The sequence below is a fragment of the Anditalea andensis genome, from assembly GCF_000714815.1.
Classification (GTDB): domain Bacteria; phylum Bacteroidota; class Bacteroidia; order Cytophagales; family Cyclobacteriaceae; genus Anditalea; species Anditalea andensis.
The window spans coordinates 1-26,996 of the sequence record NZ_JMIH01000014.1; the positions used below are offsets into that span (position 1 = coordinate 1).

A 26,996-nucleotide genomic window follows, 5' to 3' on the forward strand; every position below is an offset into this window, starting at 1 on the left:
ATCCATGCTCCCTTTTTAGAATTTTTGATCTTCGTTCACCTCACTTCGTCAAGGTCATAATCCTTTCCGATTCCCCACCTAAGTAATTCTTCGATTTCATATAGTTCTAAAGTCGACAGATCTTTTACTTTAAAGTTCTCACCACTTAACCGGGCCATAATTTCTATAATTCTTTCTTCACCCATATTTACCAGACGGTACACCCTACCTACCCTCAAATTATCCAAAGCCATTGCCATCTTAAAGTATATTTAAAAGTTCGTTTGATCTTATCATTTAGGCATTTTCCTGATTAACTGATTTTTTTTTTAAATGTTCATCATCTAGCGGACTTTTAGATTTCCTGAATCAAAACACCTTCTGCCTCAAAGGTATATTCTTCTTTGGGCGAATTGATTTTTTGGATTTCAGCGGAGGGTAATCCTTCATCTTCAGCAAAATGGCGGAGGGTCTCTACATCAGTAATGGTTCTGGCAGCTTTCCCTTCTATTACGGCCATATATCCAGAGGATTGGGTAGGTACAAAAAAGCTGTAATCTTTAAAAGTTACCCGCATTTTATTTCCATCAGGCAATTCCAGCGTCATCCAGCAGCCTTTAGATTTACATACTTCACTGATTTCCCCTTTTACTTTTCCATCAAAAGAACCGGTCTGCTGTAAAGTAGTAAACATTTCAGAAACAGTCACAGCCCGGTCTACAGAAACAAACTCTCCATAATGGCCTGTAGTAGAAGCCGTTTCGGAAATAACTGCATCAGTATTTTTACTGCCACCAGTACAGGAGGACAACCATAGCGCAGTTCCTATTAAAATATAAATGCCTTTTTTCATAAATTCATATTTAGTAATGATAGACACAAAATTAAAGATTACTTTTAGAATTGGAAGCAAAAAAAATAAAAGTAAAATCACTAATTAAGGCATGTATTTTTTAATATATCCTTAAATTTACGATACAAACCTTAATAATAATATACCTAATGTCTATTGCTAAAAAATTCATCATTGATTTTGACAGTACGTTTACTCAAGTAGAGGCCCTGGATATCCTGGGTGAAATAAGCTTAGAAGGGTCTGCCGACCGTGATCGAAAGTTGCATGCCATAAAAGAGATAACTGATCTTGGCATGGAAGGAAAGCTCACTTTTAGAGACAGTTTAGAACAAAGGATATCTATACTGGAAGCCAAAAAACCACAGATTCAGGAATTGGTGGAAGTATTAAAGACCAAAGTATCCAAATCCTTTTACCGCAATCAAGAGTTTTTTCATGAAAATTCGGAAAACATATACATCATATCAAACGGATTTAAGGATTTCATAGTCCCTATTGTAGAAGAATTTGGGATAAACAAAGAAAATGTATTTGCCAATGAATTCATATACGATGAAACCGGAAACATCATTGATTTTGACAGAACCAATCTACTCTCAAAAAACAATGGGAAATCCGAAACCATCAAAAAGCTGAATCTGGAAGGGGATATTTATGTAATCGGTGACGGCTATACCGATTATGAAATTAAAGCTTCAGGACTAGCAAATAAATTTTACGCTTTTACAGAGAACATCAACCGTCCAGCGGTATCAGCCAAAGCAGACCATATCGCGCCCAGTCTGGATGAGATACTTTATGTCAATAAGATGAACAAAAAATATTCCTACCCAAAAAGTAGAATTAATGTACTACTACTAGAAAACGTTCACCCCATAGCGGTGGAGTTAATGAAAAATGAAGGTTATAACGTAGAAATCATGACCTCAGCTATGTCTGAAGAGGAGCTGGCAGAAAAGATATCTAAGGTATCAGTGCTGGGGATAAGGTCCAAAACCCAAGTCACTACAAAGGTTCTAGAGAACGCCAATCGCCTGATCGCAATCGGAGCATTTTGTATAGGCACCAATCAAATAGATCTGGAAACCTGTCAAAAGAAAGGAATAGCAGTCTTCAATGCCCCCTTTAGTAATACACGGTCTGTAGTGGAGATGGCCATTGCCCAGATCATATTCCTGATGAGAGGCCTTCATGACAAGTCTATAAAAATGCATCAGGGCATCTGGGACAAATCTGCTTCTGGAAGCTTCGAGATAAGAGGAAAAAAACTAGGAATCATAGGTTACGGCAATATAGGCACACAGCTATCCGTCCTGGCAGAAAACATGGGACTCGATGTCTACTATTATGATATTATAGAGAAACTGGCTTTGGGCAATGCCACAAAAGTGGATTCTTTAGAAGCATTACTTCAAAACTGTGACATCATTTCCTTACATGTAGACGGCAGAAAAGAAAATGGGAATCTGATAGATAAAAAGCATATAGATCTGATGAAGCCGGGAGCTATATTACTTAACCTAAGCAGAGGCCATGTAGTGGATGTGGCTGCTCTAAGAGATGCAATATTGGAGGGTAAAATATCAGGAACAGCAATAGACGTATTTCCTGAGGAACCAAAAAACAATGACGAGCCCTTTGCCTCAGAACTTATAGGCCTGCCCAATACCATACTATCTCCCCACATAGGGGGCAGCACATTAGAGGCACAGCAGAATATAGCACGTTTCGTACCTGGAAAAATAATGGAATATATCAATACGGGCAACACGTATAACAGTGTGAATTTCCCCAATATACAACTGCCTTTCCTTCAAAATGCACATCGGCTCATTCATATCCACCACAATGAGCCAGGAATACTGGCTAAGATCAACCAGATCCTAGCTTCTTATGAAATTAATATAGTGGGTCAGTATTTAAAGACAAATGAAAATATCGGATATGTCATTACAGATATCAATAAAAAATATTCAAACGAAGTGATAGATGCCATGAAAGGAATAGAAGGCACGATAAGGTTTAGAGTTTTGTATTAATGAGGGAACATTACCAGTCATCGCTGCTACCCAAAGGGCAGTTATGACTGGTACACCTATATCCAATAGTATTAATTAGACATAGGTGATCAGCTTATAAAATGTAAAACTGGTTAAGAAAAGAAATGAAGATTTAGCTTTAAAAAAGAGAGTCCGGGCCTAGAGTGTTACAAACCTCTTTACTTGACAAGATTTGAGCTGCCCGAATTTCGCAACCTTCCACTGTTATCCTGCTTCCGAAGAAACGAGGTCCCTAACGGTAAACCGGAATGGGATGAGGCCTGGTTTTGATAAAAGGCTTCACTCGGCATTTTTGTTAATTGTGAAGTTTGAACATGTCGGAGGCCCGAACTCTTTACAAATATACGAATAAGATTTTCTAAAGTTTTATCTTAGAAGCAAAGGCTTTTTTTAAATTATTCTAGTTAAACATTTCATCTTCTGTGGAAACGCACTATTATAGAACAATTTGTGTATAAAACCTTCCTTAATAAAAGATGATTTTATTGATAAAATATTTTCATTAAAATATTTTATCAATAAAATTTTAAATTCAAAATATAAATCTGAAATATGTATAAACATTTAACCTATCCAAAATTATATTTCCATTTATAAGAATTTATATAATTTTAAATTTATTTTTGCACGTTCATACAACTGTAAGCATGTACCAGATTAAAAAAATGATTGTTTGTCTTGACCTGTCCGAAATGGATGAAACTTTGGTCAAATTCGCTTCCTTCGTAGCAAAGACTAATCAGACAGACAAAATTTATTTTACAAATGTCATTCGTAACCTTAACATCCCCAAGGATGTGCTTAAAGAATTCCCCAATCTGATCGACAGCATGATCGATGAAAGAAAAGGTGAAATGAAAAAAATCATTGACAATCACTTTGACAAAAGCCTGGATACAAATTGTGCCTTAGTAGTAAAAGAAGGTCAGCTTTCTAAGAAGATACTCAAGTTGGCCCATGAAAAATCTGCTGACATGATCATTGTAGGCAGGAAAGTGACTATGATCGGAACGGGTGTGGTGACCCAGCGGCTGGCTCGGAGAGCAAGCTGTTCTTTGTTGATCGTCCCAGAAAAAAGCGTACCTAAAATAGACCGTATACTGGTTCCCAGCGACTTTTCGGATTATTCAAAGGATGCCATGGAAGAAGCTATATTAATAGCTGAAAAAAATGGCCGTAATGTAGAAATTATTTGCCAGAATGTTTTTACTGTGCCCTCTGGCTATCACTTTACAGGTAAAAGCTATGAGGAGTTTACTGCGATCATGAAAACCCATGCTGAAATAAATTATAAAAAATTTATTAGAAAAATAGATACCAAAGGATTTGATATCATCCCCATTTACACCAAAGATGATGATGAAGATCCGGTAGAAGATATCATACAAAAGGCCATAGAGATCTCAGCAGACGGCATCATCATAGGAGCCAAAGGAAGGACAGCTGCCACTGCCCTGTTTATAGGCAGCATGGCTGAAAGATTAATTCAATTAAATGATAAGTTTCCGCTTTTGGTGACAAGGCCCAAAGGAAAAAATGCTGGTCTTTTGGATTACATTCTTGAAATCTAACCACATAGCCCATTTTTAAAAAATTTCTATTCTCGTAAAAACAGGCTCACTACTCTTTATATGTATTATAATTTTTGTATCAAATATAAAAACTTACGCTTATTCGATATTTTTTTGTAGGTTTTAAACTTAAGCCAAGTCCTATTGTCTAAACAGTACATGAATAGCCTGACTGACCTTGAAATTTTAGACTTGATAGCAAATCCCCTTACCAAAGAAAAAGGATTTCGTCTATTAATAGAAACTTATCAGAGAAAGGTCTATGGAGTGGTAAGAAAGATGGTGATCATTCATGAAGACGCCGATGATATCACCCAAAACACGTTTATCAAAGCCTGCAACAATATTTTAAAATTCCAGGGAAATTCATCCCTTTTTACATGGCTGTACAGAATAGCAACGAATGAAAGTCTGAATTTTCTAGAGAAAAAGAAAAAAAGATATTTCTTCCCCGTGGAAGACCATCAGGAAGTCATGGCTAATTACATAGATACTTCTCCGGATATATCAGGTACCGAAATAGAAAGAAAACTACATAAGGCTATACTCAGGCTTCCAGAAAAGCAACGGCTGGTGTTTAATCTTAAATATTTTGAAGACCTCAGTTATGAGGAAATGTCCGCTATCACCGAAACATCTATAGGTGCATTGAAGGCAAGTTATCATCATGCAGTGAAAAAATTAGAAATAGAATTAACCGCGGAATAAACCTTGGAGCATTAGTCTTGTCTAAATAAAGAATCTATTAAATCGAGCATAACAATAGCGGTGCACAGAGGATTGGCCTGATTACCCAGATAACTATCAAAGGGGAACTATGGGAGATTCTATCCCCACACTGGCGAGGCACAAATCAAGACCTTGGATAAAAATATAAACGGATGAAAAACATACCAAACAGTCATATATTCAAAGAACCAGAAGGTTATTTCGACACGCTCCCGAAGAAAGTCATCGATCGTAGAAAAACTCAGATACGGCAGGTTTATATATTCAGGGCCGCTATTGCGGCTATTCTCCTGGTAGGCTTGTCATTTATGTTTTTGCTTCAGCAGCCTTGGGTCAATGAAGCTGACTATCAAGTGTATGACCCTGATATAGAAGATGAAGTGGAATTATATATTAGCAGCGAAATTTGGCAGGCAGAGGACGTACTATTACTAAGTGATGACCCCAATGAAATTCTAGACAAGATGATAGAAATCGAGTATGTGGCATATATGTCAGAACCTGATCCAATGGATGATGATTTCTGGTTTTAATCACGAAAGAAACCGTAAAATGGAGAGGGCAAAAACCACCGAATATATGTATGTCAAGACTGTATGCGGGAATCCATTTAACCTATGACTAAAATATAGAAAGATGAAAAATTTACTTATCATATTAGCGCTGACCCTCAGTACCGCTACGATGGCTCAGCAGAGGCAAACTTCCATCCGGCAGCAGGGCACTTCCATTGACAAAGAAAAACTGGAGTCAGCACGCATAGCATTTATCACCAATAGACTGAGCCTCACTCCAGGACAGGCAGAAAAATTCTGGCCCCTTTACAACCAAAACATGCAAAAACGCCGTGAACTCATGCGGGAAATGTCAAAAATAAACAGAATGGATGTCAAAGAAATTACCGAGAAAAATGCTACAGAATTAATCAATAGAAAACTCGATATCCAACAAAACCTCCTTGACATAGAAAAAACCTTTATGAAAGAGATCATAGAAGTGATCACACCTTCCCAGGCTCTACAGCTCGGAGGAGTAAATAGGGATTTTACCCGACAGCTATACCGAATGCAAGGTGATTCAAGAGATCGAAGGCACAGTAATTGATATATGATTAAAAGTACAATTAAGGTTTAACGATATTTAAAAAAGGAGCATTCATTTTAGAATTGCTTCTTTTTCTGTTTTAGCCTACTTAAGAATGCACTTAAATCACTGTTCAATTCAATTTTTTATTAATTTGCACAAATGCAGCAACATCTGACGCTTTTAGAGCTCAACAATAAAATTAAAGCCACTTTAAACGAGCAGCTTTCTCCTACCTACTGGGTGGTAGCGGAAATAAGTGATTTAAAGGGTTCTCCCAAAGGCCATGCTTATCTTGAGCTTGTAGAAAAGACCGGAAACTATATATCTGCTAAAATAAGGGCAAATATTTGGGCCTATTCGTATAGGAGCATTGCCAACAGGTTTCAATCGATGACTGGACAATCACTTCAGAATGGCATGAAAGTTCTGGCCATGGTCAACATACAGTTTCATGAGATATACGGGCTCAGTCTGAATATTCAGGAAATCGATCCTAATTTTACTATCGGAGAAAGGGCCAGAAAAAAGCAAGAAGTGATCGAAAAGCTGACCAAAGCAGGCCTGATGGATATGAACAAACAATACCCCCTCCCCACTGTTCCGCAGAATGTGGCGATAATAAGCTCCTCCACCGCTGCAGGTTTTGGCGATTTTATAGATCAATTAAAAAATAATAAATTAAATTATGCCGTCAACTGGCAGCTTTTTCCCGCAGTAATGCAGGGAAATGAAGCCGTAGATTCCATACTTCACGCATTAGCCCAAATCGCCCAGTCCCCTACCCCATTCCAACTAGTAGCCATCATCAGAGGAGGTGGAGCACAGCTGGATATGGATTGTTATGATGATTATGAACTGGGAAAGGCCATAGCACAATTTAGATTACCCGTAATCACAGGGATCGGACATGAACGTGACGAATGTATAGCAGATCTGGTGGCCCATACCAAAGTAAAGACACCTACTGCAGTGGCAGAATTCATCCTCTCGGGATTTAGGGATTTTGAAGACAAACTGAACCTGCACCTCAAGCGTATAGAAAGATCAGTAAGCTATCTGCTTCAGAAGGAACATAAAGCCATTAGGGATATAGAACATTTATTGATCAGTTTATTTAAAAACAAACTGTTTCAATCCAGTGACCGTTTGGTCAATTATCAAAGAAAAATCAATTCAGAATCTTTAAATTTTATCAAGCTGCATTATTCCTCTTTGGAAAACTTATCAGGTAGGGTAAAACGGCAAAGTAAGACCTTGGTGAAAAATGAAATCAGCCTGCTCACTAACCTTGAAAAAGACATAAACCGACTGAACCCGCACTTCTTTTTAAAAAGAGGGTATACCCGGTCAGAAATAGACGGGACACCCATCATCACAAGACCTGCAGAGGCAGGTGACAAAATGATCACCTATACACTAAACCAAATAATAGAAAGCCATATAGTATCCATAGAAAAAAATGAAAGATAACTTGACTTACGACACAGCACTCGCCAGAATAGAGGAAATCGTCCATCATTTAGAAGACGAAAACAAAAGCATAGATGAACTATCTGCACTCGTAAAAGAAGCCAGCGAGCTGGTACAATACTGTAAGCTAAGGTTAAAAATGACAGAAGATGATATTCTCAAAGCATTTGGTGAAGAATAATGAGTAACCTACTTTACGAGATATAGTCATAGCCCACCTTCACTCAAAATCCATTCTCATATACGGCCAACCTTCCAAATTAATTTGACTATTTAATTATTTTAAAAAAGGCTTCAGTTAATTCTGAACCCTTTTTTAAATTGAAAAAATATAGATCCTTTATACCTAAAAGACTGGCCATCAATTTCGTTAGTTAAAGTGATTCATCTTTTTGGTTCTTTTCTTGTTCATCAAACCACCCAGCATACTTTGGGTAGTTTTCAGCAGTACGTTTAATTACAGCTTTCATATTTTCTCCGGTAGCTTTCACTTTCCGTGCAGGCATGCCGGCATATATACTGTCGGCTTCCACTATAGTATTGGCCAGAACGACAGCACCTGCAGCTATGACTGCACCGCTGTGTACTATGGCACCATCCATAACTATAGCCCCCATACCTATAAGCACATCATCATGTATGGTACAGCCATGGACAATGGCATTATGTGCTATGGACACTCTATTTCCTATATAGGTCCCAGCTTGTTTATAGGTACAGTGAATCACTGCACCGTCTTGTATATTGGTATCATTACCGATCCTTATTTCATGGACATCTCCTCGTATTACAGCATTGAACCACACTGTACAGTTATTGCCCATTATCACATCTCCCACTACAGTTGCGTTTTGCGCAAGCCAACAATTAATACCTAGCAAAGGTGATTTATCTCTAACTTTAATTATAAATGCCATATTATGGTTTAAAACTATATATAAAAGTACTTTAAATATTTCTTCACCAAAACTAATTTTTTTATATGGAAATGTGAACTTTAATATGCACTTTTGTATTACATGTATATACATCAATTAAGTATTTAACCAAAAATCGAAAATTATGAAATTCTTAAGATTTACCGGATTGGCAATTGCCGCAGGTTTCATGCTCGCATCGTGCGATAATCAAGGCAGTACAGTAGAAACCACAGAAGCTCAGGAAGTATCAGCAGGATCAGGTGAAACGCTAAGCGTTAATCCTAATGCAAGTAAAGTTACTTGGACTGGATATAAACCAGCAGGCAAACACTACGGTACTATTGCTGTTAAATCAGGTGAACTAACTGTAGATGGCGAAAATATAACTGGCGGCAGGTTTGTTATGGATTTAACTGCTTTGGATATCGAAGATCTTAAAGATGACAAAGAAAACTATGACAAATTATACGGACACTTGCAGTCGGCTGATTTCTTTGACACCCAAAATCATCCAGAAGCCACTTTTGAAATTACAAATATAGAAACTTACCAAAGTGGTGATACAGTGGAAGACACCGAAGAATTCCAATCCGACAATACTCCTACTTCATCTTCACAGCAGATGGTAGCTAACCCTACCCACTGGATCAGCGGAAATCTGACCATGAGAGGAAACAGCAAAAACATAAAATTCCCTGCGACAATTACCAATAATAACGGAACTATCGCCGCTAAAGCTGGTTTTAACATCGACAGGACCCAATGGAAAGTTTCTTATGGTGACGAAAGTAGTGCAGCTGATAAGGCCAGAGATCAGTTCATCTACAATACTGTAAATGTAGGATTTGAAATTCAAGCCAATTAATTGATTTTCTTATTTTAATTACATAAGGAGGAGCTTTAAATGGCTCCTCCTTTTGTTTTAAATGCTATTTTTGTACCATGAAGCTTAAGGTACCTTTAGAACAATTTTTACGGCAAAAGCTAATCAAATGGGCTGAGAACCGATACACCTATGTAGCCTACTTTACAGACAATAACATCCACTATCCTTATAGTGGTTTTCAGGACCAGCTGATGGCCGGAAATCAATCCATATTGCTACATGATATACCTAGCAGTGGCAAAGAAGTAGTAGGCATCATTTCTTATGACTTTAAAAATCGGATAGAAGATCTAGGGAGTAACAATAAGTCAATAATAAATCATCCTGATCAACTATTTTTTTTACCCGAAATCAAAATAAGTATATCAGATGATGTATTGATTATCGATCACCCCTCCGCTGACATCCTATACCAAGAAATACTTCACACTCCATTGCCAACCCATCCCATCCTTTTAGATGAAATTAAAGCATTAACCAATAAAGAGCAATACCTGCAAAATGTCGATCAAATCAAGCAGCGAATTATAGAAGGTGATGTCTATGAATTAAATTATTGTATAGCTTTTGAATCAGATATAAAAGAAATAGCACCTACCTCCCTGTTTTTAAAACTCATGGAAGCCTCTCCTATGCCCTTTTCGGCATATTTTAAAGCCAATGATCAAGTATTGGTCTGCGCTTCTCCCGAAAGGTTTATAAAAAGGCAAAAAAGTAAAATTATAGCACAACCCATAAAAGGAACTATAAGGAGGGGTAGCACGCCTCTAGAGGATCAAAAATATAAGAATTCTCTCCTAAACAGCGAAAAAGAAAGATCTGAAAACCTCATGATTGTCGACCTTATGCGTAATGATCTTAGCAAAATCAGTAGTACAGGAAGTGTGTCTGTAGAGGAGCTCTTTGGGATATATTCATTCAGACATGTCCATCAAATGATAAGTACCATTAGCGCTGTCTTAAATGAAAATTGCACAATAGAAGAGGTTTTCCAAAACACTTTTCCAATGGGCAGTATGACAGGAGCTCCAAAAATCAAAAGCATGGAACTGATTGATCATTATGAAAATTTTAAAAGGGGGTGGTTTTCTGGTACTGTTGGATATCTGGACAAAGACGGTAATTTTGATTTTAATGTCATCATCAGAAGCATTTTTATAGATTTCAGTTCTTCTAAGATAATGTTTGCAGTAGGTAGTGCTATTACCTTTGATTCGGTGCCAGAGCAGGAATATGAAGAATGCTTGCTAAAGGTTCGGTCAATTTTAGAAGTTTTAAATGCCTAAAAAAAAAAGAAAGCCTCGGGAATAATCCTGAAGCTTTCTTTTAATTATTTTATACTTTCAACTGTAATACAATCTCATCAATTACGCTTTAAACGGAGGTTATAATCATATCTTTCATCATCATCCTCCTCCATCATTCTTCTATCAGGTCCAAGCATGCTTAAAGTACCTTCATTTTCATTAAGCAAAAAATAACGGGGCTCGTTCGTGCCAGGATTAAGTTGGTAAACTGTAGCAGTAGGGTCCTCTCTATACCCAACCAGTTTAGTATACACACCTTCTACCTCATCTTCTATATCACCGGTATGGGTACCACGGTGGACGGTTCTGATCCAATACTCTGATGTCTCCTGAACACTGTCTTTTTCTAGCCAAAGCTCTACTTCTATCCTATCACAATCTACACATGGTATTTCACCTTCAAAAACCAGGTATTCATTAGCCACCCTACTGCTGATATCCTGACCCACTTCTTGAATCACATTTCCTTCTCCCTCCCCTTGATTACCACATGCTGTAAAAATCAATATACTTAAAAGAAATACTATTGTACTTTTCATATCATTTATTATTTAATTAATAATTAAAATTAAAGTTCAGGTTGATGAGTAGACATAGAAGCGAAATTTATAAATTCCTTAAAACGCAATTCCTTACTCAACTTAATGTTGATAATCTCACGAGCCTGAAGACAGGCCATAGAAAAAGATTCTGAGATTACATCTACTCTAAAATCATTGTGTATCATATTGATTTTAACTGTAAGCCCAATTTTGGACCGGTTTTCACTAATGATTCTTTTTATGTCTATATTAACATCAATCAGAAACGGTAGATCCCTTTTTTCAAAAGTAAATACAGATCTAACCTGTTCAGTTAGAGAAGGATCATTGAAACTCGCTGTAAAATTAATGCTGGGTTCGATCATGACAATCTGTTTTGGTATAAGGGGTGATCTGTAATTATATCTATCATTTCATCCAAATCATTTTCGATAATACCGAATACCATCTGGTGATTGGTTTCTGTAACCTGATTATAGGTGGCTACCTTAAAATTGGCCAAATTGGATAAAACATCTAAATCTTCCGGAAAATTATTAATTCTTGTTATCTCATCGGCTGCCTGACCTATTTCCTGAAGATACTCGTACACAGTTTCCTTTATCTGCTCATTACCTTCAAAATCCTGGTATGACATACCTTTTACTTGGGCTTTTACACCTCCCATTAGGTCTACGATTCTTACTAGATGCTGATTGATTTCCTGTTGACTGTCCATAGGTTTTATTAACAAAGTATAATTTATTTTTGTTTTGTTTAAAAGATTTATTTTGACCAAATACCCCTATTGGATATATTAGATTGAAATATACTAGGTTTTTATTAAATAAAAAAAAGAACTAAGATAATTTGATTTCCCTATACATGTCTTTTTTATAGGATGTAGAAACCAAAATAATGCTTAATTTAAATGCTGTATTAACTTTAACTGCCTTGAAAGGTCAAATTCAAAAAAATGAATAAAGAAACGGTAGCTTCAGCCAATAGAGGAGTGTTTAAATGAATGATAATCACATCAGAAAAATAATCCATATAGACATGGATGCATTTTATGCATCTGTAGAGCAGTTGGATAACCCTGAACTAAAAGGAAAAGCACTGGCGGTAGGAGGAAACAAAGAAAGAGGGGTAGTCGCCGCTGCCAGTTACGAAGCACGTCGCTTCGGGGTAAGGTCTGCCATGTCCAGCAAATTAGCTGCACTTAAATGCCCGGAGTTAATATTTATAAAACCCCGATTTGATCGGTACAAAGAAATTTCTCAACAAATAAGAGCTATATTTTTTGATTATACCGATTTGGTAGAGCCGCTATCTCTGGATGAAGCTTTTTTAGATGTTACTATAAACAAAGTCGGTAACCCATCTGCCACCATAATAGCTCAGGATATAAGAAGAAGGATTAAAGAAGAGGTAGGCCTAAATGCCTCCGCAGGTATCAGTTACAATAAATTCTTGGCCAAGATAGCCTCAGATTTAAACAAACCAAACGGCCAGGCCGTCATCCACCCCTCCAAAGCTGAAGCCTTTCTAGAGAAACTTCCCATTGAGAAATTTTTCGGAATAGGAGAAAAAACTGCTGAAAAAATGAAACGGTTTGGTATCTATAATGGACTTGACCTGAAACAATTTTCTTTACAATTTCTTACGAAGCAATTTGGTAAAACAGGCATCCATTATTACAATATTGTCCGGGGTATACACATGAGTGAGGTAAAACCAAATAGAATTAGAAAATCCTTAAGTGCAGAAAATACCTTTGACCATGACCTAAAAGACAGAAAGAATCTATTGGAAGCATTAATTAAAATAGTTGACGAATTAAAGCTTAGAATAGCGCGTACTAAAGTAGAAGGTCGCACACTTACACTTAAAATTAAATACAATGATTTTACTGTGCAGACAAGAAGTAAAAGTTATGATCAGACAATAAGGGTTGAGCAACTTCTAGAAATAGTCGAGACTTTATTAGATCAAGCTCCGGTAATATTTCCTGTACGGCTGCTTGGAGTAGGGATTTCCAATTTAAATAATCCCCCTAATATGCCAGAAGAAAATAAACAGCTGAAAATTGAATATAAAAATTTCTAGCAAGGCTTGGCATAGATTATGGTTTATATTGATCCTATTTGAACTAAAAAAAACTATAATATGAAACTTGGACAAAAATATTTTGACTTTGGAATTAAATATGGTGTGCCCCTTACTATAATAGGTTCTACTATAGCGATGAGCAAAGTAAAAGGAATCGGAAATCTTCTCGTTTTTGGATTGGTGACACCCGCTATGGTATATTACCTATATACCTTATCCCAAGCAAAGGCTAATGTGGATGCATGATTGAGGAAATAAAACTTTTTATTTTAAAGCGGCTGTCATATAGATAGCCGCTTTTTTTAGAATGGATAGCCAATAGCAAAGTTAAATATAAGATTTTCTCTCCTCCAGTCTCTGCTTCTTATATCAAATGTATTTCCCCATCTTTCATTTTCAGGCATATAGGGTCTTCTCACCGGTGTGGCAAAATCAAATCTGATAACAAAGAAATCAATATCCACCCTTAGCCCAAACCCGGTACCTATACCTAATTCTTTGTGCCAATCAGAGGTAAATTTCCCCCCTGGTAAAGCTTCGTTTTCATTGGCCAACCAAATATTACCTGCATCAAGAAATACGGCTCCCTTTAATACAGAAACTATAGGAAAGCGGTATTCTATGTTCCCCTCTAGTCTTATATCGCCCGCCTGATCAAAAAATGACCCTATATCAAACTGGGCAGGCCTATAGGTTCCAGGCCCCAGAGATCTGATTCTAAATGCTCGCACGCTATTAGGTCCACCTGAAAAATACTGCTTCACAAAAGGAAGAGAGACTGAATTGCCATAAGGTATGCCCCATCCTCCAAATAGTCTGGTAGCAATGATATTGTTTTGGTTTAATCTGAGGTAATATCTAAAATCAACATCAGCCCTGGCATATTGGGCATAATCCAATCCAAAAAAAGTACTGGGATCATCACTGAATGTTCGGCTTAGAAGATTTAATGCATTGCCTGCTAGATCTACTGTGGTGCCTACAAATATACTGTGGGTCCTGAATGCATCTACCATCTGGTTATAATTGAAAGTATAGTTGATTCCGGCTATAAATTGCTGCTCAAAGCTCCTTCTTAGAAAAGGGTTACTATCCAGGATGTCTTCAAACTGAGGAGAGGCATTGGACATTCTGACGAAGGTCAGGTTGATTGGATTTATTTCATGGTATACAAACCTGTTTTGATTCCAAAAATATCCATATGCCGCATTATAGGATACTAAACGGTAAAGGTCTACCCTATTGAGGTATTCTGCACCCACTGAGATTTTTGTCTTGGGTATAGCGTAGGCAAATCTTTCACTTATAGGAATAGGAAAAATCACACGTGGGAAAATCAAATCTGCTTTCAATCCTAACTCTATAGAATTCAAACCTGTTCTATCTCCGCTGGCTATCTGCGTTTCATATGCAGCATTCGCAGATATATTCAATGTTTCGCCACCGAGCCAAAGGTTTCTGTTTCTCAATGATAATAGTATCCCCGGACCAGCAAAATTATTACTCTTAGATAACCCCTGTATTTCAGCTCTTACAGAGCGCCGGTTAAGCGGAGATAAATAGATATCTGCATCCAGTACACCTTCCCCTTCTATCAAAGATGTATCCTGTTCAGTAAACCTTACATTTACATACCTATAATTCCCTATTGAGCTGAGGCGGTTACGGGTAAGTCTTGCAGTCTGAGAACTGTACCTTTGCCCTTCTTCAAATAATATATATTCTTCGAGCAATTCAGGTCTAAATACCTTTACTCCTTGGATAAAACTAATGCCATTGACCTCTGTAGTATCGAGCAGTGCGGCAGATTCAGAAACCGAATAATTTGGAAATACTCTAATATCACGAATCCTATAAGGTAATAGCGCCCTGTCTGGGGTTTCATCTTTATACCTCAGATATAGATCAAACCTTCTATCTTCATATTTACTGGTATCCGCTTCAAAAATCAAAAAATCTGAGTTAAAATTATAATAACCCATAAGTTTTAATTCATCATCGATTCTAATCCGTTCAGCATTTAACTTTTGGAGGTCAAACCTATCCCCTTTCTTTAATTGCGTTCCCTCCAGTACTCCTCTTATGGCTTGTTCTATTTTAAGGGAATCCCGCTCTATGGTGATGTTTTCCATGACATAGGGAGACGGCAACCAAGCGGTAAAATCAATAGATGCAAATTTACCTTGCCTTTTAACATCTGAATCAGTCCTTCCATAAAAGTATCCCATGTTCTCCATTCTGTTCATCAGAAGCTCCTCTGTTCTAATGGGATTGACATCACTGAGATAAATAGGCTCCTCCCCAAGCTGCCTTTTTAGAAATCTATTGATCCAGCCTGCACCTTCTTTGCTCCCTTTATAATGTGCCCAGACACCTAATCTCATTCCTAGAATAGCACTGTTTGCACTAGGAAGGAGCGATTCCAACCTTCCTTCAATCTGGTTTTTATCTTTGACATCACCTTCCTCCACAAGTTTTAGATCGGCTCCGGTATAGAGATATTCTCCTTCTGGTATATACTTTTTTACACTACAGCTTTGGTTAAGCAGGCAAAAAATCGATACTGAATATATAAGCGTATATATTTTTTTCATTTAATTTTATTTTCACTGATTAACGGTTGCTTGGATTTTCTTCTTGTTCTTCCTGCCTTTGTTCTTCCTTCAGTCTTTCTTCTTGCCTTCTTTGTTCTTCTTTCTTTTCTTCCTCTTCTCGTTGCTTCTCTTCGATTTCTGAAATAGGATTCACAGCATCCTCATCAGCGGTCTCATCCCGGCCGGTCCATAGTTCCCTTAATCTATTAAATTCACGATTAAATATCAGTGACATTCCGGTGACGATGAGCTGTCCGTCCACGATACTTTCAAATTGGTTTCTCCTAAATCCTCTGAGTCTATACCTTCCGTTAGAAGTAAGCAGATATTCTACACTCACATTACCCAGTACAGCCCCTGCTTGCTCCTGATTATGAGAACTACCCTCTATATCCATTTGACTCCCTACCTGTACTACCAGCCTTTCATTCATCAGGCTTTTCCTAGCACTAACATTTAACTGTGTCCTGTCCTGGGGAGCACCTGTCTGGTAATCTGTATAGCTATCAAGGTCAAAATCAAGTTCTACTCCCGTACCTCCCAATACATTCCCTGCCAAAGAATTTAATTGTCCTGACAATACCTGACTTACACTTGATCGTGCCATAGCAGAAGCTCCGCCGCCAGTTCCATCTCCTCCTGTATCTGGAAAGAACCTATTGAGTACAAGCAATGAGAAGACTTGACGGTTAAGTTCGTCCGTCTGCTGGTTTACCTGCTGTACGCGGGTATATACATTCCCCCCTATAGCACCTCTTTGATCCTCTGGCATGTCCAGCCTAAAACCGATTTCAGGTCTCAATAGCTCTCCCTGTACATCCAGATATACTAAGAATGGAAGTTCTTGTCTATACCTATTACGGGTCTCTGCATCGGTGCCGCTAAGTTGGGTAGACATCAGTTCGGATGATGAGGTCCGTATTCTGTAAATAGCGCTTATATCCAGTATAGCATCCATTGGATCGCCGGACCAGGTAATCCTAGATCCCTCATCTATTTCAAACCTTCTATTGACCAATTGATAAAGGCTCATTTCATAATGGCCTTCTTTCACTTCATAGGAACCAGAAAGATACATCCTCCCATTTGGATCCATATCAAAACTTAGATTAGCCTCACCTGCAATACGAAGATTGTCACCACTTCTTTCATCTACGATGACATTAAATACAGCATTCCTATCAATTTCCAGTATAGACCTAAGCCTTACCCCACCAAATCCAGACGCAGGCTCTTGAAGTGGGCGCGTCATCACATCATCAGGATTGGTTTTGTTTATAAATATAACCGTACCATCCCTTTCTACCAGATCCAGCTGCGTTTCAGGAACTATAAATGTAAGATTTGTCCCATCTCTCACCCGCAAAGTACCACTTACATCCGGTAGATTTAAATCCCCTCTGATATCTATATTCGCATTTATGGCAGCAGTACCATAAAATAGCTCATTATCATCTTCAGTAGAATTTATGAGTTGAAAATTTGTCGCAGTAAGGTTGAGGTCGAAGGTAGGGTTTGTGAGGTCGTCCGTCAGAACCTCCCCATTCAGAATAAAAGGGTCCCCGGATTCATCATAGACTGTAAACTTATTCAGGTAAAAACCGCTGTTATCAACCCTTAACACTTCATTGGACAACCTAAATCTATTGTTTAATTCGGCTACAGTAAAAGCGGCTTCATTAAATTGAAAATTCCCTTCATAACTAGGGTCGGCTGTGGTACCCTGTACACTAATGGAACCGGACAAACTTCCCTCCCCATCTCTAAGCTGGTCCCCAGAGAGCCCTGTCAATACCGCCATCTGCAGTTCATTCAGATCCAGATTAAGATTAAGCCTGGCACCATCTGGATGTGCACGATAATCTCCTATTAGGTCCATATCAATGCCTCCATCTTTTAATGCTAAATTAAAATCATATTGATCATCTCCCACAGATTGGGCATTTAAAGCAAGATTGCCTAAAGGTACCTCCATGGCTTCCAGATTATCTATACTGATATCAGCTATAATACCGGTACCTCCAAATGGATTTTCAATCACTAGGGCGCCCTGTAATACACCTGCGGCCAAAGGCTCGTCAGGATTTAAAAGCGTTAGAAATGTGCTGAGTTCAAAATTTTGAAATGTTACTCCTAAGTGGTCATTTTGGTATTCAGACATATCTGTACGTATGGCCAATTCCTGTCCTTCTCTGGTCCAGATAAAATTTTGGAAATTCAGAAACTGATCGGCATATATAATTTCATTATCCTGAGGTATATTCCACTGCAAACGGTTAAAAACTAAATTTTCAGGATCTAGGTGAATGGAAACAGTATCCCCTCCATACCCTATGTCTGCTGATAAGTGTACTAACCTTTCCTCTTCATCAAATGAATTAAAGTCTATAAAAAGTCTATCCCCTCTTACTTCTCCATCAAAGAAAGTCCTTCCCATAGATACAGGACCTGTTTCCAATGAAGCTAGACCAAAATTAAATGTCAATTCATTCCCTTCTCCCTGAGCTGTGAAATTAAGGCTATCTATCTCTATATCACTATAGAGTAAATAAGGCAATGCTATATTGGCTATGAAACGGCTTTCATATTCATTAAAATCAACCGATATGGCGATCGAATCCATCTGCTCCAATCCTTCTAAAAAAACTTCATTCAAAATAGGAGTCTGCTGCACAGATAGCTGCATGTCCATCTGAATAGGAAGAGAAATGGTATCTATGGATGTTTGGAAATCTTCATTTGAGAGGTAGGTATTAAACTGTCTTTGTATACCTGCGAGAAGTTCTTCCGGACTGCCGTTAGACCTCAGATGCCCACGTAATATCTCACTATTAATATCTACCCGGGTAGAATCATCCATTATTCTGGCAGTGATACCGAATTCTCCCAGCTGAAATATACGTCTATCTTGAAGAACATTAGCATTTTCCAATCGTGCTGTTACGTTATAATTGTCTAAATTACCCTCAAAAGTCAGGGTCATTAAACCACTGGTTCTCAAAACATCAGATGTAGCCCCTAACTCAAAAAGATCTGCACCTCGAAGGTCCAATATTATCTCAGCCTGGGTATAAACAGAATCCAGAATCGCCCATCCCGTTAGGTCAAAATCCAAATGTTCATTGTCCAATGTTACTGCCAGATCGCCACGGCCATCCTGCATTTCCCCCTCTATAGAAAGTCCTGCATAGTTTTCACCATATAGTTCTAATGCCCTAAAATCTGATGATAGGATAGCATTTAAATCATTTATCGTACTACCCTCCCCCTGCGAGGTCAAAGTAAAGCTAATCACTCCGATTTCTGGATTTTGCAGTATTTCACCAAGGTCCAGATCTATTACATCCAGCACAGCATTAAAAGCTATCTGATCTGTGTCTTTAAAGCTACCGGCAATAATTACCCTTCCTTCCGGAATAATAAGTGCGGCGTCTGCCTGTATATCTTGTAGGCTTCCGGTGACAGTGCTTTCCAAACGTATGGATTCAGGTATGCTCACGCCCATTGCTTCTTCATCTACAAAACCATTTAGCTCGCTCCGGCTTGATTCAAATAGAATATTATCAAAATTTAAAAATATATTATCCACATCCATAGGATTGCGCACACTTCCGCTAGCCAAAAGACGGGTATCTCTTGCCCAGTTTATTCTAAATGTCGGTATGTCTATAGCCGAAAAGTCTCCAGATACTGCTACCTGACCGCTTAATGGAAACCGCGCAGCTTCCCTGAAATATTCGTTTGACCGCAGCTCAGGGGCAAAGAGATAGGCTTCATCCAAATGAATCTCCATTCGCGGAATATTCATCGCAAATTGCGCATGTTCCATGTCATCTATCAATTGCTGTATGGAACTATACTGCAGTGCTATATTCCCTTCCAGAAAACTTCTGGGAGTCTGTATCAAAAGATCTTCTATAGTAAACTGTTCTTCGGAAACCGCCAGTTTAAAGGTGAATTCATCAAGAACAAAACCACTTTCATCTCTGAAATTTAACTCATCGAGCCTCAATCCTGCTCTTTGGTCCTTTAAATAAAAATTATTGATCAATAAATTCAAATCCTGTATGTGGATAGCCTCAGGATTAAAAGTCCCCATTCGTGGCGATGTGTCTCCATCCTGATAAAGTATATTATTATTTTGCAAGGACACCTCACCTATTTCTACCAGCCATTCGGGCCATTGGAATTCTCCCACCACTTCTTCAACATCTTCAGCAGCTTCTTCTGTAGTATCTGGTATATCAACTGTACTGGTTTTAAATACAATATCACTGTCATGTAACCTAATGTCCCTTAGCATGATATTATTTCTTTCCAAATCTGCTTCTGGTAAGTTGACCAGAAAATGGCCAAGATTAATATCCGCTAACATGCCATCGGGTAAAGATTCATAAAATGCCTTGACATTATTCACGGCAAAATTATCAATGATCAGAACCGGCATAGGTGATTCATTTACCAAGGTATCCTCTTCAGAATTTTGAAATGGCTTGGTCTGACGATAATATAGATCACTGTTTTCAAAAGTGAAGTCATTAATATAAAAATCCATGGCATTAAGATCCATTCTCTCCATATCCAGCGAAAGACTGCCCATTATAAAATAAGTGTCAATACCCATTACCCCATCCAGGTAATTGACTTGAAAATCAGTAAGCCTGACAGGCCCTAGGCTGACCTCCGGCATATCTCCTTCTTGACCATCATCTACTACTGGATCTTCAGAAGGGTCTTCGGTAAGAAATGCATCAAGTATATAGTCAAAATTAAACCGCTCAGTCACCTCATCCCGCGAAACATTGGCTCTGAATCCATCCCAGTGAAACCGTGATATATTAATGGAGCCCGATTTGATAAGCGGTAATAGTGATACCCCTGTTTCCAATGATTTTGAATATACTAAGGTGTCACCTTGCTGATCCTCGAGGTATAAATCCTCTAAATATAAATCGCCTCTAAAAGTGATATACAGTCGGCCTACCTCTACCTTGGTACCCAATTTATCTTCTAAATATCCCGTTGCCTGAGTGACCACAATATCCTGTCCCCAAGGACTTCTTATAAATAATAGAAGACCTATGATCAGAATGAAAACGCCCAGCAGGATCCATCCAAAAATTTTTAGAATTTTTACGGTTATTATTTTTCCCTTACTCAAGGTATTCTTTATTAAATATCAAATAATTATCTCCATAATCAATAATAGTGCAAAAATTACAACCATCTACCACCTCAGTTATAAAACACTGTATATCAATACATAATAAAATAGAATTATCATTCCAAACATATTAATTATAACCACTCATGGAATCAATTTTCCCCTCTATAGTAATCTTTTACCCTTCAGCTATATTTATTGATTTTTCTTCTTTTCACTGTCGATACAGGTATGCACTATATTTTTGGGTTTTGTAAAATGCCACTCTATAATCTTTCGTACCTAAATTTTGATAAGATTATATCCAATGTTATACCATCCACCCCTTTTTGGACGTTTGCAAAAAAGATTAATAACATACATCTGTTCGAATCATACTTCACTAGCATTCTAAAATTCATGGGAGATACCTGTTATGTTCTTTAAAATGAATGTTTGAAAGACTATCCTGTTTTAAGTATTTTTAAAATCATTTTAACTGTCATTTTGTCTGCAAATTATCTAATTTTGCATCCTTACAGTACCCGAATTGTATTATGGACAATATTATAAAAGATATAGATATTATAAGTGGTGAAGATGCCCAAGCATGCGATTACAAAACCACTGTAAATGAATTTACCGGTAAAAACAAAAAACTGTACATAGAAAGCTATGGGTGTCAGATGAATTTTTCTGACAGCGAAATCGTGGCTTCTATTATGAAAGAGAATGGATATGATACTACATCAGATTTTAATGATGCTGATGTGATATTTTTAAATACGTGTTCGATCAGAGAAAAAGCTGAACTCACCGTAAGAAAACGGCTCAGTCAGTTCAATACGATCAAAAAGCAAAAACCAGATATGACCATCGGTGTCTTGGGATGTATGGCTGAACGGCTAAAGGAAAAACTGTTAGAAGAGGAAAGACTGGTGGATGTGGTAGTGGGTCCAGATGCCTACAGAGACCTACCCAACTTGGTTTTACAGGCTGAAGAAGGTACTAAAGGGGTCAACACGTTCCTGTCCAGAGAAGAAACTTATGCAGATATCTCTCCAGTCAGACTAAATTCCAATGGAATATCTGCATACATTTCCATCATGAGAGGGTGTGATAACATGTGTTCTTTCTGTGTAGTACCCTTCACCCGTGGCCGGGAAAGAAGTAGGGATCCACATTCCATTATAAAGGAAGCCAGAGAACTTTTTGAAAAAGGATATAAAGAAGTGACCTTACTGGGACAAAATGTGGACAGCTATAAATGGTCTGCTGAGGAGAATAACAAAGCCCGATTAAACAAAAAGGCTAAAGGAACGGAAATTGTAACATTCGCGAATTTGTTGGAAATGGTTGCCCAGGTAAGCCCATCTCTCAGAGTAAGGTTTTCTACCTCCCACCCAAAAGACATCACAGACGAAGTTTTATATGTGATGAAAAGTTATGACAATATTTGTAAATACATTCACCTGCCCGTGCAAAGCGGAAACAGCAGAGTATTAGAGCTTATGAACCGTACTTATGATCGGGAATGGTACTTGGAACGGGTTTCCAAGATCCGTCAGATCTTAGGTGAGGAGTGTGGCATATCCTCTGATATGATCGCTGGATTCTGTTCTGAGACAGAGGAAGAACATCAGGATACGCTTTCGCTAATGGATATAGTGAAATTTGATTTCTCTTACATGTTTTATTATAGTGAAAGACCTGGAACCCTTGCTGCTAAAAAGTTTCCTGACGACATTCCACTGGAGACAAAAAAAAGAAGGCTGCAGGAAATTATAGATAAACAAAGCATACATTCCCATGAACGTAATCTTCTAGATGTAGGTCAACTACAGGAAGTACTGATCGAAGGGGTCTCCAAAAGGTCCACCCAGCAGTACAAAGGAAGAAACTCAGCCAATAAAGTGGTCATACTGGCAGAGGGCAACTATAATATCGGGGATTATATCACCGTAAAAATAACGGACTGCACACCTGCGACACTATTCGGTGAAATAGTTTCATAAATTTAAAGCATGATCAAAGATTCAGAGATATTAACGGTCAAGCAAAGGTATGGTATCATAGGCAACAGTCCATTGCTCAACCATGCCATACGCGTAGCCATGCAGGCGGCCCCCACGGAGATGACTGTGCTCATCACAGGAGAAAGCGGGAGTGGAAAAGAATCCTTTTCGAAAATCATTCATTCCTTAAGTGCCAGAAAGCATGGGAAATTCATCGCCATAAACTGTGGCGCCATTCCTGAAGGAACCATAGATTCTGAGCTTTTCGGACATGAAAAAGGCTCCTTTACAGGAGCTCATGAAGCCAGAAAAGGATACTTTGAAGTAACCGATGGGGGCTCTATTTTTTTGGATGAGATAGGAGAAATGCCCCTAGGGACACAGGCACGGCTTTTAAGGGTATTAGAAAACGGGGAATTCATCAAAGTGGGCAGTTCTAAAGTACTGAAGACAAATGTCCGTGTGATCGCTGCTACTAATGTAAACTTAATAAAGGCAGTGGAAAAGGGAAGATTCAGAGAGGATCTTTACTACAGATTAAATACCGTACCCATTTATGTCCCGCCACTTAGGGAACGTGGTGATGATATAGCACTGCTATTCAGAAAGTTCACTACTGATTTTTCAGAAAAATATCACGTTAAACCAATTTCATTAAATGATGAGGCTAGAAAATTGTTATTAAAATTTCCTTTCCCAGGTAACATCAGACAGCTTAAAAACCTGGCTGAACAGATCAGTCTACTGGAACAGGAAAAAGAAGTAGATGCCATTACACTATCGTCATATTTGCCTACAGAGCAGTCCCGCCTTCCTTCTACCTATATAAAATCTGCTACAGGAAACGAATCCAGCGATTTTTCTGAAAGAGAGATTTTATACAAAGTACTCTTCGACATGAAAAAGGATATGACGGAATTAAAAAAACTGGTACTGGAATCCTATCAGTCGGGAGGTCTGAACCAATCTATAATTAATAAGCATTCAAATTTATTTGAAGATATAGAAAGCAGTGTATCATTTGAAGAGCAGGCTCCTGCACCCAGTTCTTCCCTGCCTATGATCATAGACCCTAACGGTAATAACAGGAAAGAAAATGAAAATTATCAGGACAGCTATGATGACGATGAAGCCATAGAAGATATTATACATGAAGAAGATGACCATTCACTTTCTATTGAAAAAAAAGAAAAGGAATTGATCATTCGAGCGTTAAAAAAACACAACAATAAAAGGAAGTATGCCGCTCAGGACCTAGGGATTTCTGAACGTACGCTATATAGAAAAATCAAACAGTATGACATCAGTGAATAAAAAAGCTTTTCTTTGCCTACTGATCCCGATATTTCTTTTAAGTGCCTGTAGAATAGAATACAGCTTTACAGGAACCACACTGGATTATAATGTCACCCAGAGTTTCTCTGTGGAAAATTTTTTCAATGATTCAGGAGGAGGTCCTGCCAATATGGGACAGCTCTTTACTGAATCACTGAAGGAATATTTTCAACGAAACACCCAGCTGGAACTTATCCGTACGGGAGGTGATCTGCAGTTTGAAGGATCAATTACCAGGTACAGCATAGACCCTCAGGCTACTGTCACCAGCCAAGACCCTAACCTTCCGGACAGGGCCGGTCAGATGAGGCTGAGTATTTCTGTACAGGTGGACTTTGTCAATCTGCAAAACGAAGAAGAAAGCCTTAACAGGACTTTTGCGTTCTATCAGGATTATGATCCAAGAACGACATCAGTGCTGGCAGTGGAAACTGAACTTATAGAAGTCATCTTCGAAAACATTATACAGGATATTTTCACTGCTACAGTGGCCAATTGGTAAAAAAAATATATCTTAGAATCTAAAAAAGATTATAACCGTGAATTCAAACCAGTTTATAGCCCTCATTGGAAAAGGTAACGGCCTTCAAAAGGAAGATTACCAGCAATTGGTGAAGCTTCACGATTCCTTCCCGTTTTTTCAGATCCCGGCAGCCTTAGCAGCTAAGTATGAATTTAATCAAAAAGAAGAATTTCCTTCTGTCATGCTTCATAAGGCTGCCATACTCAGTCCAGACAGGACCCGGTTAAAATACATTATAGAAAATGATAACGTAGTCTTAAGTAGTGTAAAAAAAACTACCCAAGAAAACAGCCCTGAAACACCTTCTACAACTATTTTGGTCACTGAAATCGGGCCAACCGCAAAAGAGGGCCATCCTCATGATGAAACAAAAGAAATAATTTCAGGAACTGTGCCAGTAGAAACTTCTGAGAAAGCGGATACTGAACCGAGGACTAACCTGGGTAATGGTTCAGATGCAGCCGTAACCTTACCAGGATCACATCATGAAAAAGCAGATTCAAATACTGAAAAAGCAATTAAAAAAACGGCACTTGATAGAGAAGAACCAATTTTAGAAAACAATCATTCCAATGATGAAATAAAGCAGGATGACACTTCGCTGGTCACTTCATCCACCTCTGAGGACATCAATTCCCGCCCTGAGTTAGTTACTTCCTCCAATGAAGTAGAAGAGGAAAACAAGCCGGTTTTGATCTTACCAGATGCTGTCAAAACAGATTCAAACAGAAATAAAGAAGATGATAAAGAAGGTATATCCACTAATGAAGAAAAGAATATAGATATATCAAGCAGCTCACCTATATCAGGACCTATCGCGAACCGACAGCACATCCTAAAGCAACTGGAAGAAAATCTGGCAAAGTTAAAATCAGACCCCAGGCCCTCTTCTGATTTGGAATCAGAACCTAAGGATGCAAATGAAAACAAATCTACGAAGCATCGTAGAAGAAAAACAGGAGACGACCTGATCGACTCTATCAAGAAAAAGGAAAAACAGGAAATCAAGGATACCAAGAAAAAGGAACAAAATGACATCATCAAAGCGTTTAATAAAAAATCAATCAAATTAGCCGCTATTAAAGAAAATGAAGATGTCAATAAACTTCAGGACCTATCACTGCCCAGTACCAAAATAAATGATAGACTAGTATCAGAATCTTATGCTAAACTACTGACACAGCAGGGCAAAAAAGCTGCGGCATTAGAAATATATAAGAAATTAATTTTGAAATTTCCAGAGAAAAAAGCTTACTTTGCGGACTTGATTCAGCAATTAGAAGAATAAACTATATACATTATGTTCACTATTATAATCAGCATCACCTTAATACTAGCTGTTTTATTGATCTTAGTTATCTTAGGACAAAATTCCAAAGGTGGTGTAGGTGCAGCTTTTGGTGGAAGCGCCTCACAGATCATGGGTGTCACCAAAACTGGAAACATTCTTGAAAAAGCTACCTGGGTATTGGCTATTGGGATATTACTGCTGTCTTTATCTTCGACAGCATTTTATACCACTAGCGGTACTACTGATTTTGCATCGCCAAATGTAGATAGAGCAAGACAGCAAATCCTCACTCCTACGTTTGATGGTGATACCCAGCAGCAGGAATTGCTTCCTACTCAGCAGCAACCGGCACCAGAAACACAGGAAGAAATAGAAGACGGAGAATAAGCAGTATATAAATAAAGCTTGAGAAGGTTATCGCGAATGCGGTAACCTTCTTTTTTTTATTAAATACAGAGAAAATACAGGGTATATTTTATAGTGATTTCCTGCCTCCAGTAAAAGTGATAGGGTAAAATAAAAAATCACGGCTTTTGTGATGGTTGAATTTAAAAAATTCCAAAAATTAAATTTACGCTCTCACAAGCAGCACTCCGGC

General features: G+C 38.1%; 24 protein-coding genes. 16 read left to right on the forward strand and 8 right to left on the reverse strand.

Annotated features, from left to right (window positions below):
* Window positions 1-35: 35 nt before the first annotated feature.
* Both EL17_RS03645 and EL17_RS03650 read right to left on the reverse strand, forming a co-directional pair.
* Entirely contained in the window at window positions 36-239 is a 204-nt protein-coding gene (locus EL17_RS03645; protein ID WP_035070282.1) for a hypothetical protein, read from the reverse strand.
* Window positions 240-334: 95 nt separating this feature from the next.
* Window positions 335-832, reverse strand: coding sequence for a DUF4920 domain-containing protein (locus EL17_RS03650; protein ID WP_035070287.1), 498 nt, complete (start codon window positions 830-832; stop codon window positions 335-337).
* A 149-nt stretch (window positions 833-981) separates the two neighbouring features.
* Between EL17_RS03650 and serA the strand changes: the two genes are divergently transcribed.
* The 7 genes from serA to xseB all read left to right on the forward strand — a co-directional run bounded on the left by serA (window position 982) and on the right by xseB (window position 7,932).
* Window positions 982-2,874 (forward strand): phosphoglycerate dehydrogenase, encoded by a 1,893-nt coding sequence (gene serA / locus EL17_RS03655; protein WP_035070289.1) that lies wholly within the window; start codon window positions 982-984, stop codon window positions 2,872-2,874.
* 668 nt (window positions 2,875-3,542) lie between these two features.
* A complete protein-coding gene (locus EL17_RS03660; RefSeq protein WP_035070292.1) occupies window positions 3,543-4,466 on the forward strand; it encodes a universal stress protein in 924 nt (307 codons plus the stop codon).
* Window positions 4,467-4,625: 159 nt separating this feature from the next.
* The gene (locus EL17_RS03665) at window positions 4,626-5,174 is read left to right on the forward strand and encodes an RNA polymerase sigma factor (protein WP_084166110.1); all 549 of its coding nucleotides are present in this window, start codon (window positions 4,626-4,628) and stop codon (window positions 5,172-5,174) included.
* Between the two features lie 173 nt (window positions 5,175-5,347).
* On the forward strand, window positions 5,348-5,728 hold the full coding sequence (locus EL17_RS03670; RefSeq protein WP_035070295.1) for a hypothetical protein: 381 nt from the start codon (window positions 5,348-5,350) through the stop codon (window positions 5,726-5,728).
* A 103-nt stretch (window positions 5,729-5,831) separates the two neighbouring features.
* Complete coding sequence (locus EL17_RS03675; protein ID WP_035070297.1) at window positions 5,832-6,299, forward strand: Spy/CpxP family protein refolding chaperone; 468 nt, start codon at window positions 5,832-5,834, stop codon at window positions 6,297-6,299.
* 141 nt (window positions 6,300-6,440) lie between these two features.
* Entirely contained in the window at window positions 6,441-7,751 is a 1,311-nt protein-coding gene (gene xseA, locus EL17_RS03680; RefSeq protein ID WP_035070300.1) for an exodeoxyribonuclease VII large subunit, read from the forward strand.
* Complete coding sequence (gene xseB / locus EL17_RS03685) at window positions 7,741-7,932, forward strand: exodeoxyribonuclease VII small subunit (RefSeq protein WP_035070303.1); 192 nt, start codon at window positions 7,741-7,743, stop codon at window positions 7,930-7,932. The genes xseA and xseB overlap by 11 nt, the downstream gene beginning before the upstream one ends.
* 193 nt (window positions 7,933-8,125) lie before the next feature.
* Here the strand turns inward: xseB and EL17_RS03690 are convergent, their stop codons facing one another.
* Complete coding sequence (locus tag EL17_RS03690; protein ID WP_035072005.1) at window positions 8,126-8,668, reverse strand: gamma carbonic anhydrase family protein; 543 nt, start codon at window positions 8,666-8,668, stop codon at window positions 8,126-8,128.
* Between the two features lie 145 nt (window positions 8,669-8,813).
* Between EL17_RS03690 and EL17_RS03695 the strand changes: the two genes are divergently transcribed.
* Window positions 8,814-9,536: a YceI family protein gene (locus EL17_RS03695; protein ID WP_035070306.1), complete on the forward strand. Its 723-nt coding sequence runs from the start codon at window positions 8,814-8,816 to the stop codon at window positions 9,534-9,536.
* Between the two features lie 77 nt (window positions 9,537-9,613).
* Window positions 9,614-10,843 carry an anthranilate synthase component I family protein gene (locus EL17_RS03700; protein ID WP_035070309.1) on the forward strand — a complete coding sequence of 410 codons (1,230 nt, stop codon included), beginning with the start codon at window positions 9,614-9,616 and terminating at the stop codon, window positions 10,841-10,843.
* A 77-nt stretch (window positions 10,844-10,920) separates the two neighbouring features.
* Here EL17_RS03700 and EL17_RS03705 read toward each other — a convergent pair whose 3' ends face one another.
* The 3 genes from EL17_RS03705 to EL17_RS03715 are packed head-to-tail and all read right to left on the reverse strand — an operon-like array spanning window position 10,921 to window position 12,139.
* A complete protein-coding gene (locus tag EL17_RS03705) occupies window positions 10,921-11,403 on the reverse strand; it encodes a copper resistance protein NlpE N-terminal domain-containing protein (protein ID WP_035070312.1) in 483 nt (160 codons plus the stop codon).
* Window positions 11,404-11,432: 29 nt separating this feature from the next.
* Window positions 11,433-11,771 carry a hypothetical protein gene (locus EL17_RS03710; RefSeq protein ID WP_035070317.1) on the reverse strand — a complete coding sequence of 113 codons (339 nt, stop codon included), beginning with the start codon at window positions 11,769-11,771 and terminating at the stop codon, window positions 11,433-11,435.
* A complete protein-coding gene (locus EL17_RS03715; protein ID WP_205623532.1) occupies window positions 11,768-12,139 on the reverse strand; it encodes a hypothetical protein in 372 nt (123 codons plus the stop codon). Before EL17_RS03715 ends, EL17_RS03710 begins: the two co-directional genes overlap by 4 nt.
* A 266-nt stretch (window positions 12,140-12,405) precedes the next feature.
* Here EL17_RS03715 and dinB point away from each other — a divergent pair, with 266 nt between their 5' ends.
* Both dinB and EL17_RS03725 read left to right on the forward strand, forming a co-directional pair.
* Window positions 12,406-13,494, forward strand: a complete 1,089-nt coding sequence (dinB, locus tag EL17_RS03720) for a DNA polymerase IV (RefSeq protein ID WP_035070327.1) — start codon at window positions 12,406-12,408, stop codon at window positions 13,492-13,494.
* Between the two features lie 60 nt (window positions 13,495-13,554).
* The gene (locus EL17_RS03725; protein WP_035070332.1) at window positions 13,555-13,743 is read left to right on the forward strand and encodes a hypothetical protein; all 189 of its coding nucleotides are present in this window, start codon (window positions 13,555-13,557) and stop codon (window positions 13,741-13,743) included.
* A gap of 56 nt (window positions 13,744-13,799) precedes the next feature.
* Here EL17_RS03725 and tamL read toward each other — a convergent pair whose 3' ends face one another.
* Window positions 13,800-16,091, reverse strand: a complete 2,292-nt coding sequence (gene tamL / locus EL17_RS03730) for a translocation and assembly module lipoprotein TamL (protein ID WP_035070336.1) — start codon at window positions 16,089-16,091, stop codon at window positions 13,800-13,802.
* Window positions 16,092-16,110: 19 nt separating this feature from the next.
* Window positions 16,111-21,252 carry a translocation/assembly module TamB domain-containing protein gene (locus tag EL17_RS03735; RefSeq protein WP_035070343.1) on the reverse strand — a complete coding sequence of 1,714 codons (5,142 nt, stop codon included), beginning with the start codon at window positions 21,250-21,252 and terminating at the stop codon, window positions 16,111-16,113.
* 539 nt (window positions 21,253-21,791) lie between these two features.
* On the opposite strand from EL17_RS03735, the gene miaB reads away from it, so the two are divergent.
* From miaB to secG, 5 genes are read left to right on the forward strand one after another with little or no spacing between them, the layout of a single operon-like run.
* Window positions 21,792-23,249, forward strand: a complete 1,458-nt coding sequence (gene miaB / locus EL17_RS03740; RefSeq protein ID WP_035070348.1) for a tRNA (N6-isopentenyl adenosine(37)-C2)-methylthiotransferase MiaB — start codon at window positions 21,792-21,794, stop codon at window positions 23,247-23,249.
* 9 nt (window positions 23,250-23,258) lie between these two features.
* The gene (locus tag EL17_RS03745; protein ID WP_035070351.1) at window positions 23,259-24,563 is read left to right on the forward strand and encodes a sigma-54 interaction domain-containing protein; all 1,305 of its coding nucleotides are present in this window, start codon (window positions 23,259-23,261) and stop codon (window positions 24,561-24,563) included.
* The gene (gene lptE / locus EL17_RS03750) at window positions 24,547-25,086 is read left to right on the forward strand and encodes an LPS assembly lipoprotein LptE (protein WP_035070356.1); all 540 of its coding nucleotides are present in this window, start codon (window positions 24,547-24,549) and stop codon (window positions 25,084-25,086) included. The genes EL17_RS03745 and lptE overlap by 17 nt, the downstream gene beginning before the upstream one ends.
* Before the next feature lie 37 nt (window positions 25,087-25,123).
* On the forward strand, window positions 25,124-26,395 hold the full coding sequence (locus EL17_RS22510; protein WP_051719800.1) for a hypothetical protein: 1,272 nt from the start codon (window positions 25,124-25,126) through the stop codon (window positions 26,393-26,395).
* A 12-nt stretch (window positions 26,396-26,407) separates the two neighbouring features.
* Window positions 26,408-26,785, forward strand: coding sequence for a preprotein translocase subunit SecG (gene secG / locus EL17_RS03765; protein WP_035070359.1), 378 nt, complete (start codon window positions 26,408-26,410; stop codon window positions 26,783-26,785).
* Window positions 26,786-26,996: the final 211 nt, after the last annotated feature.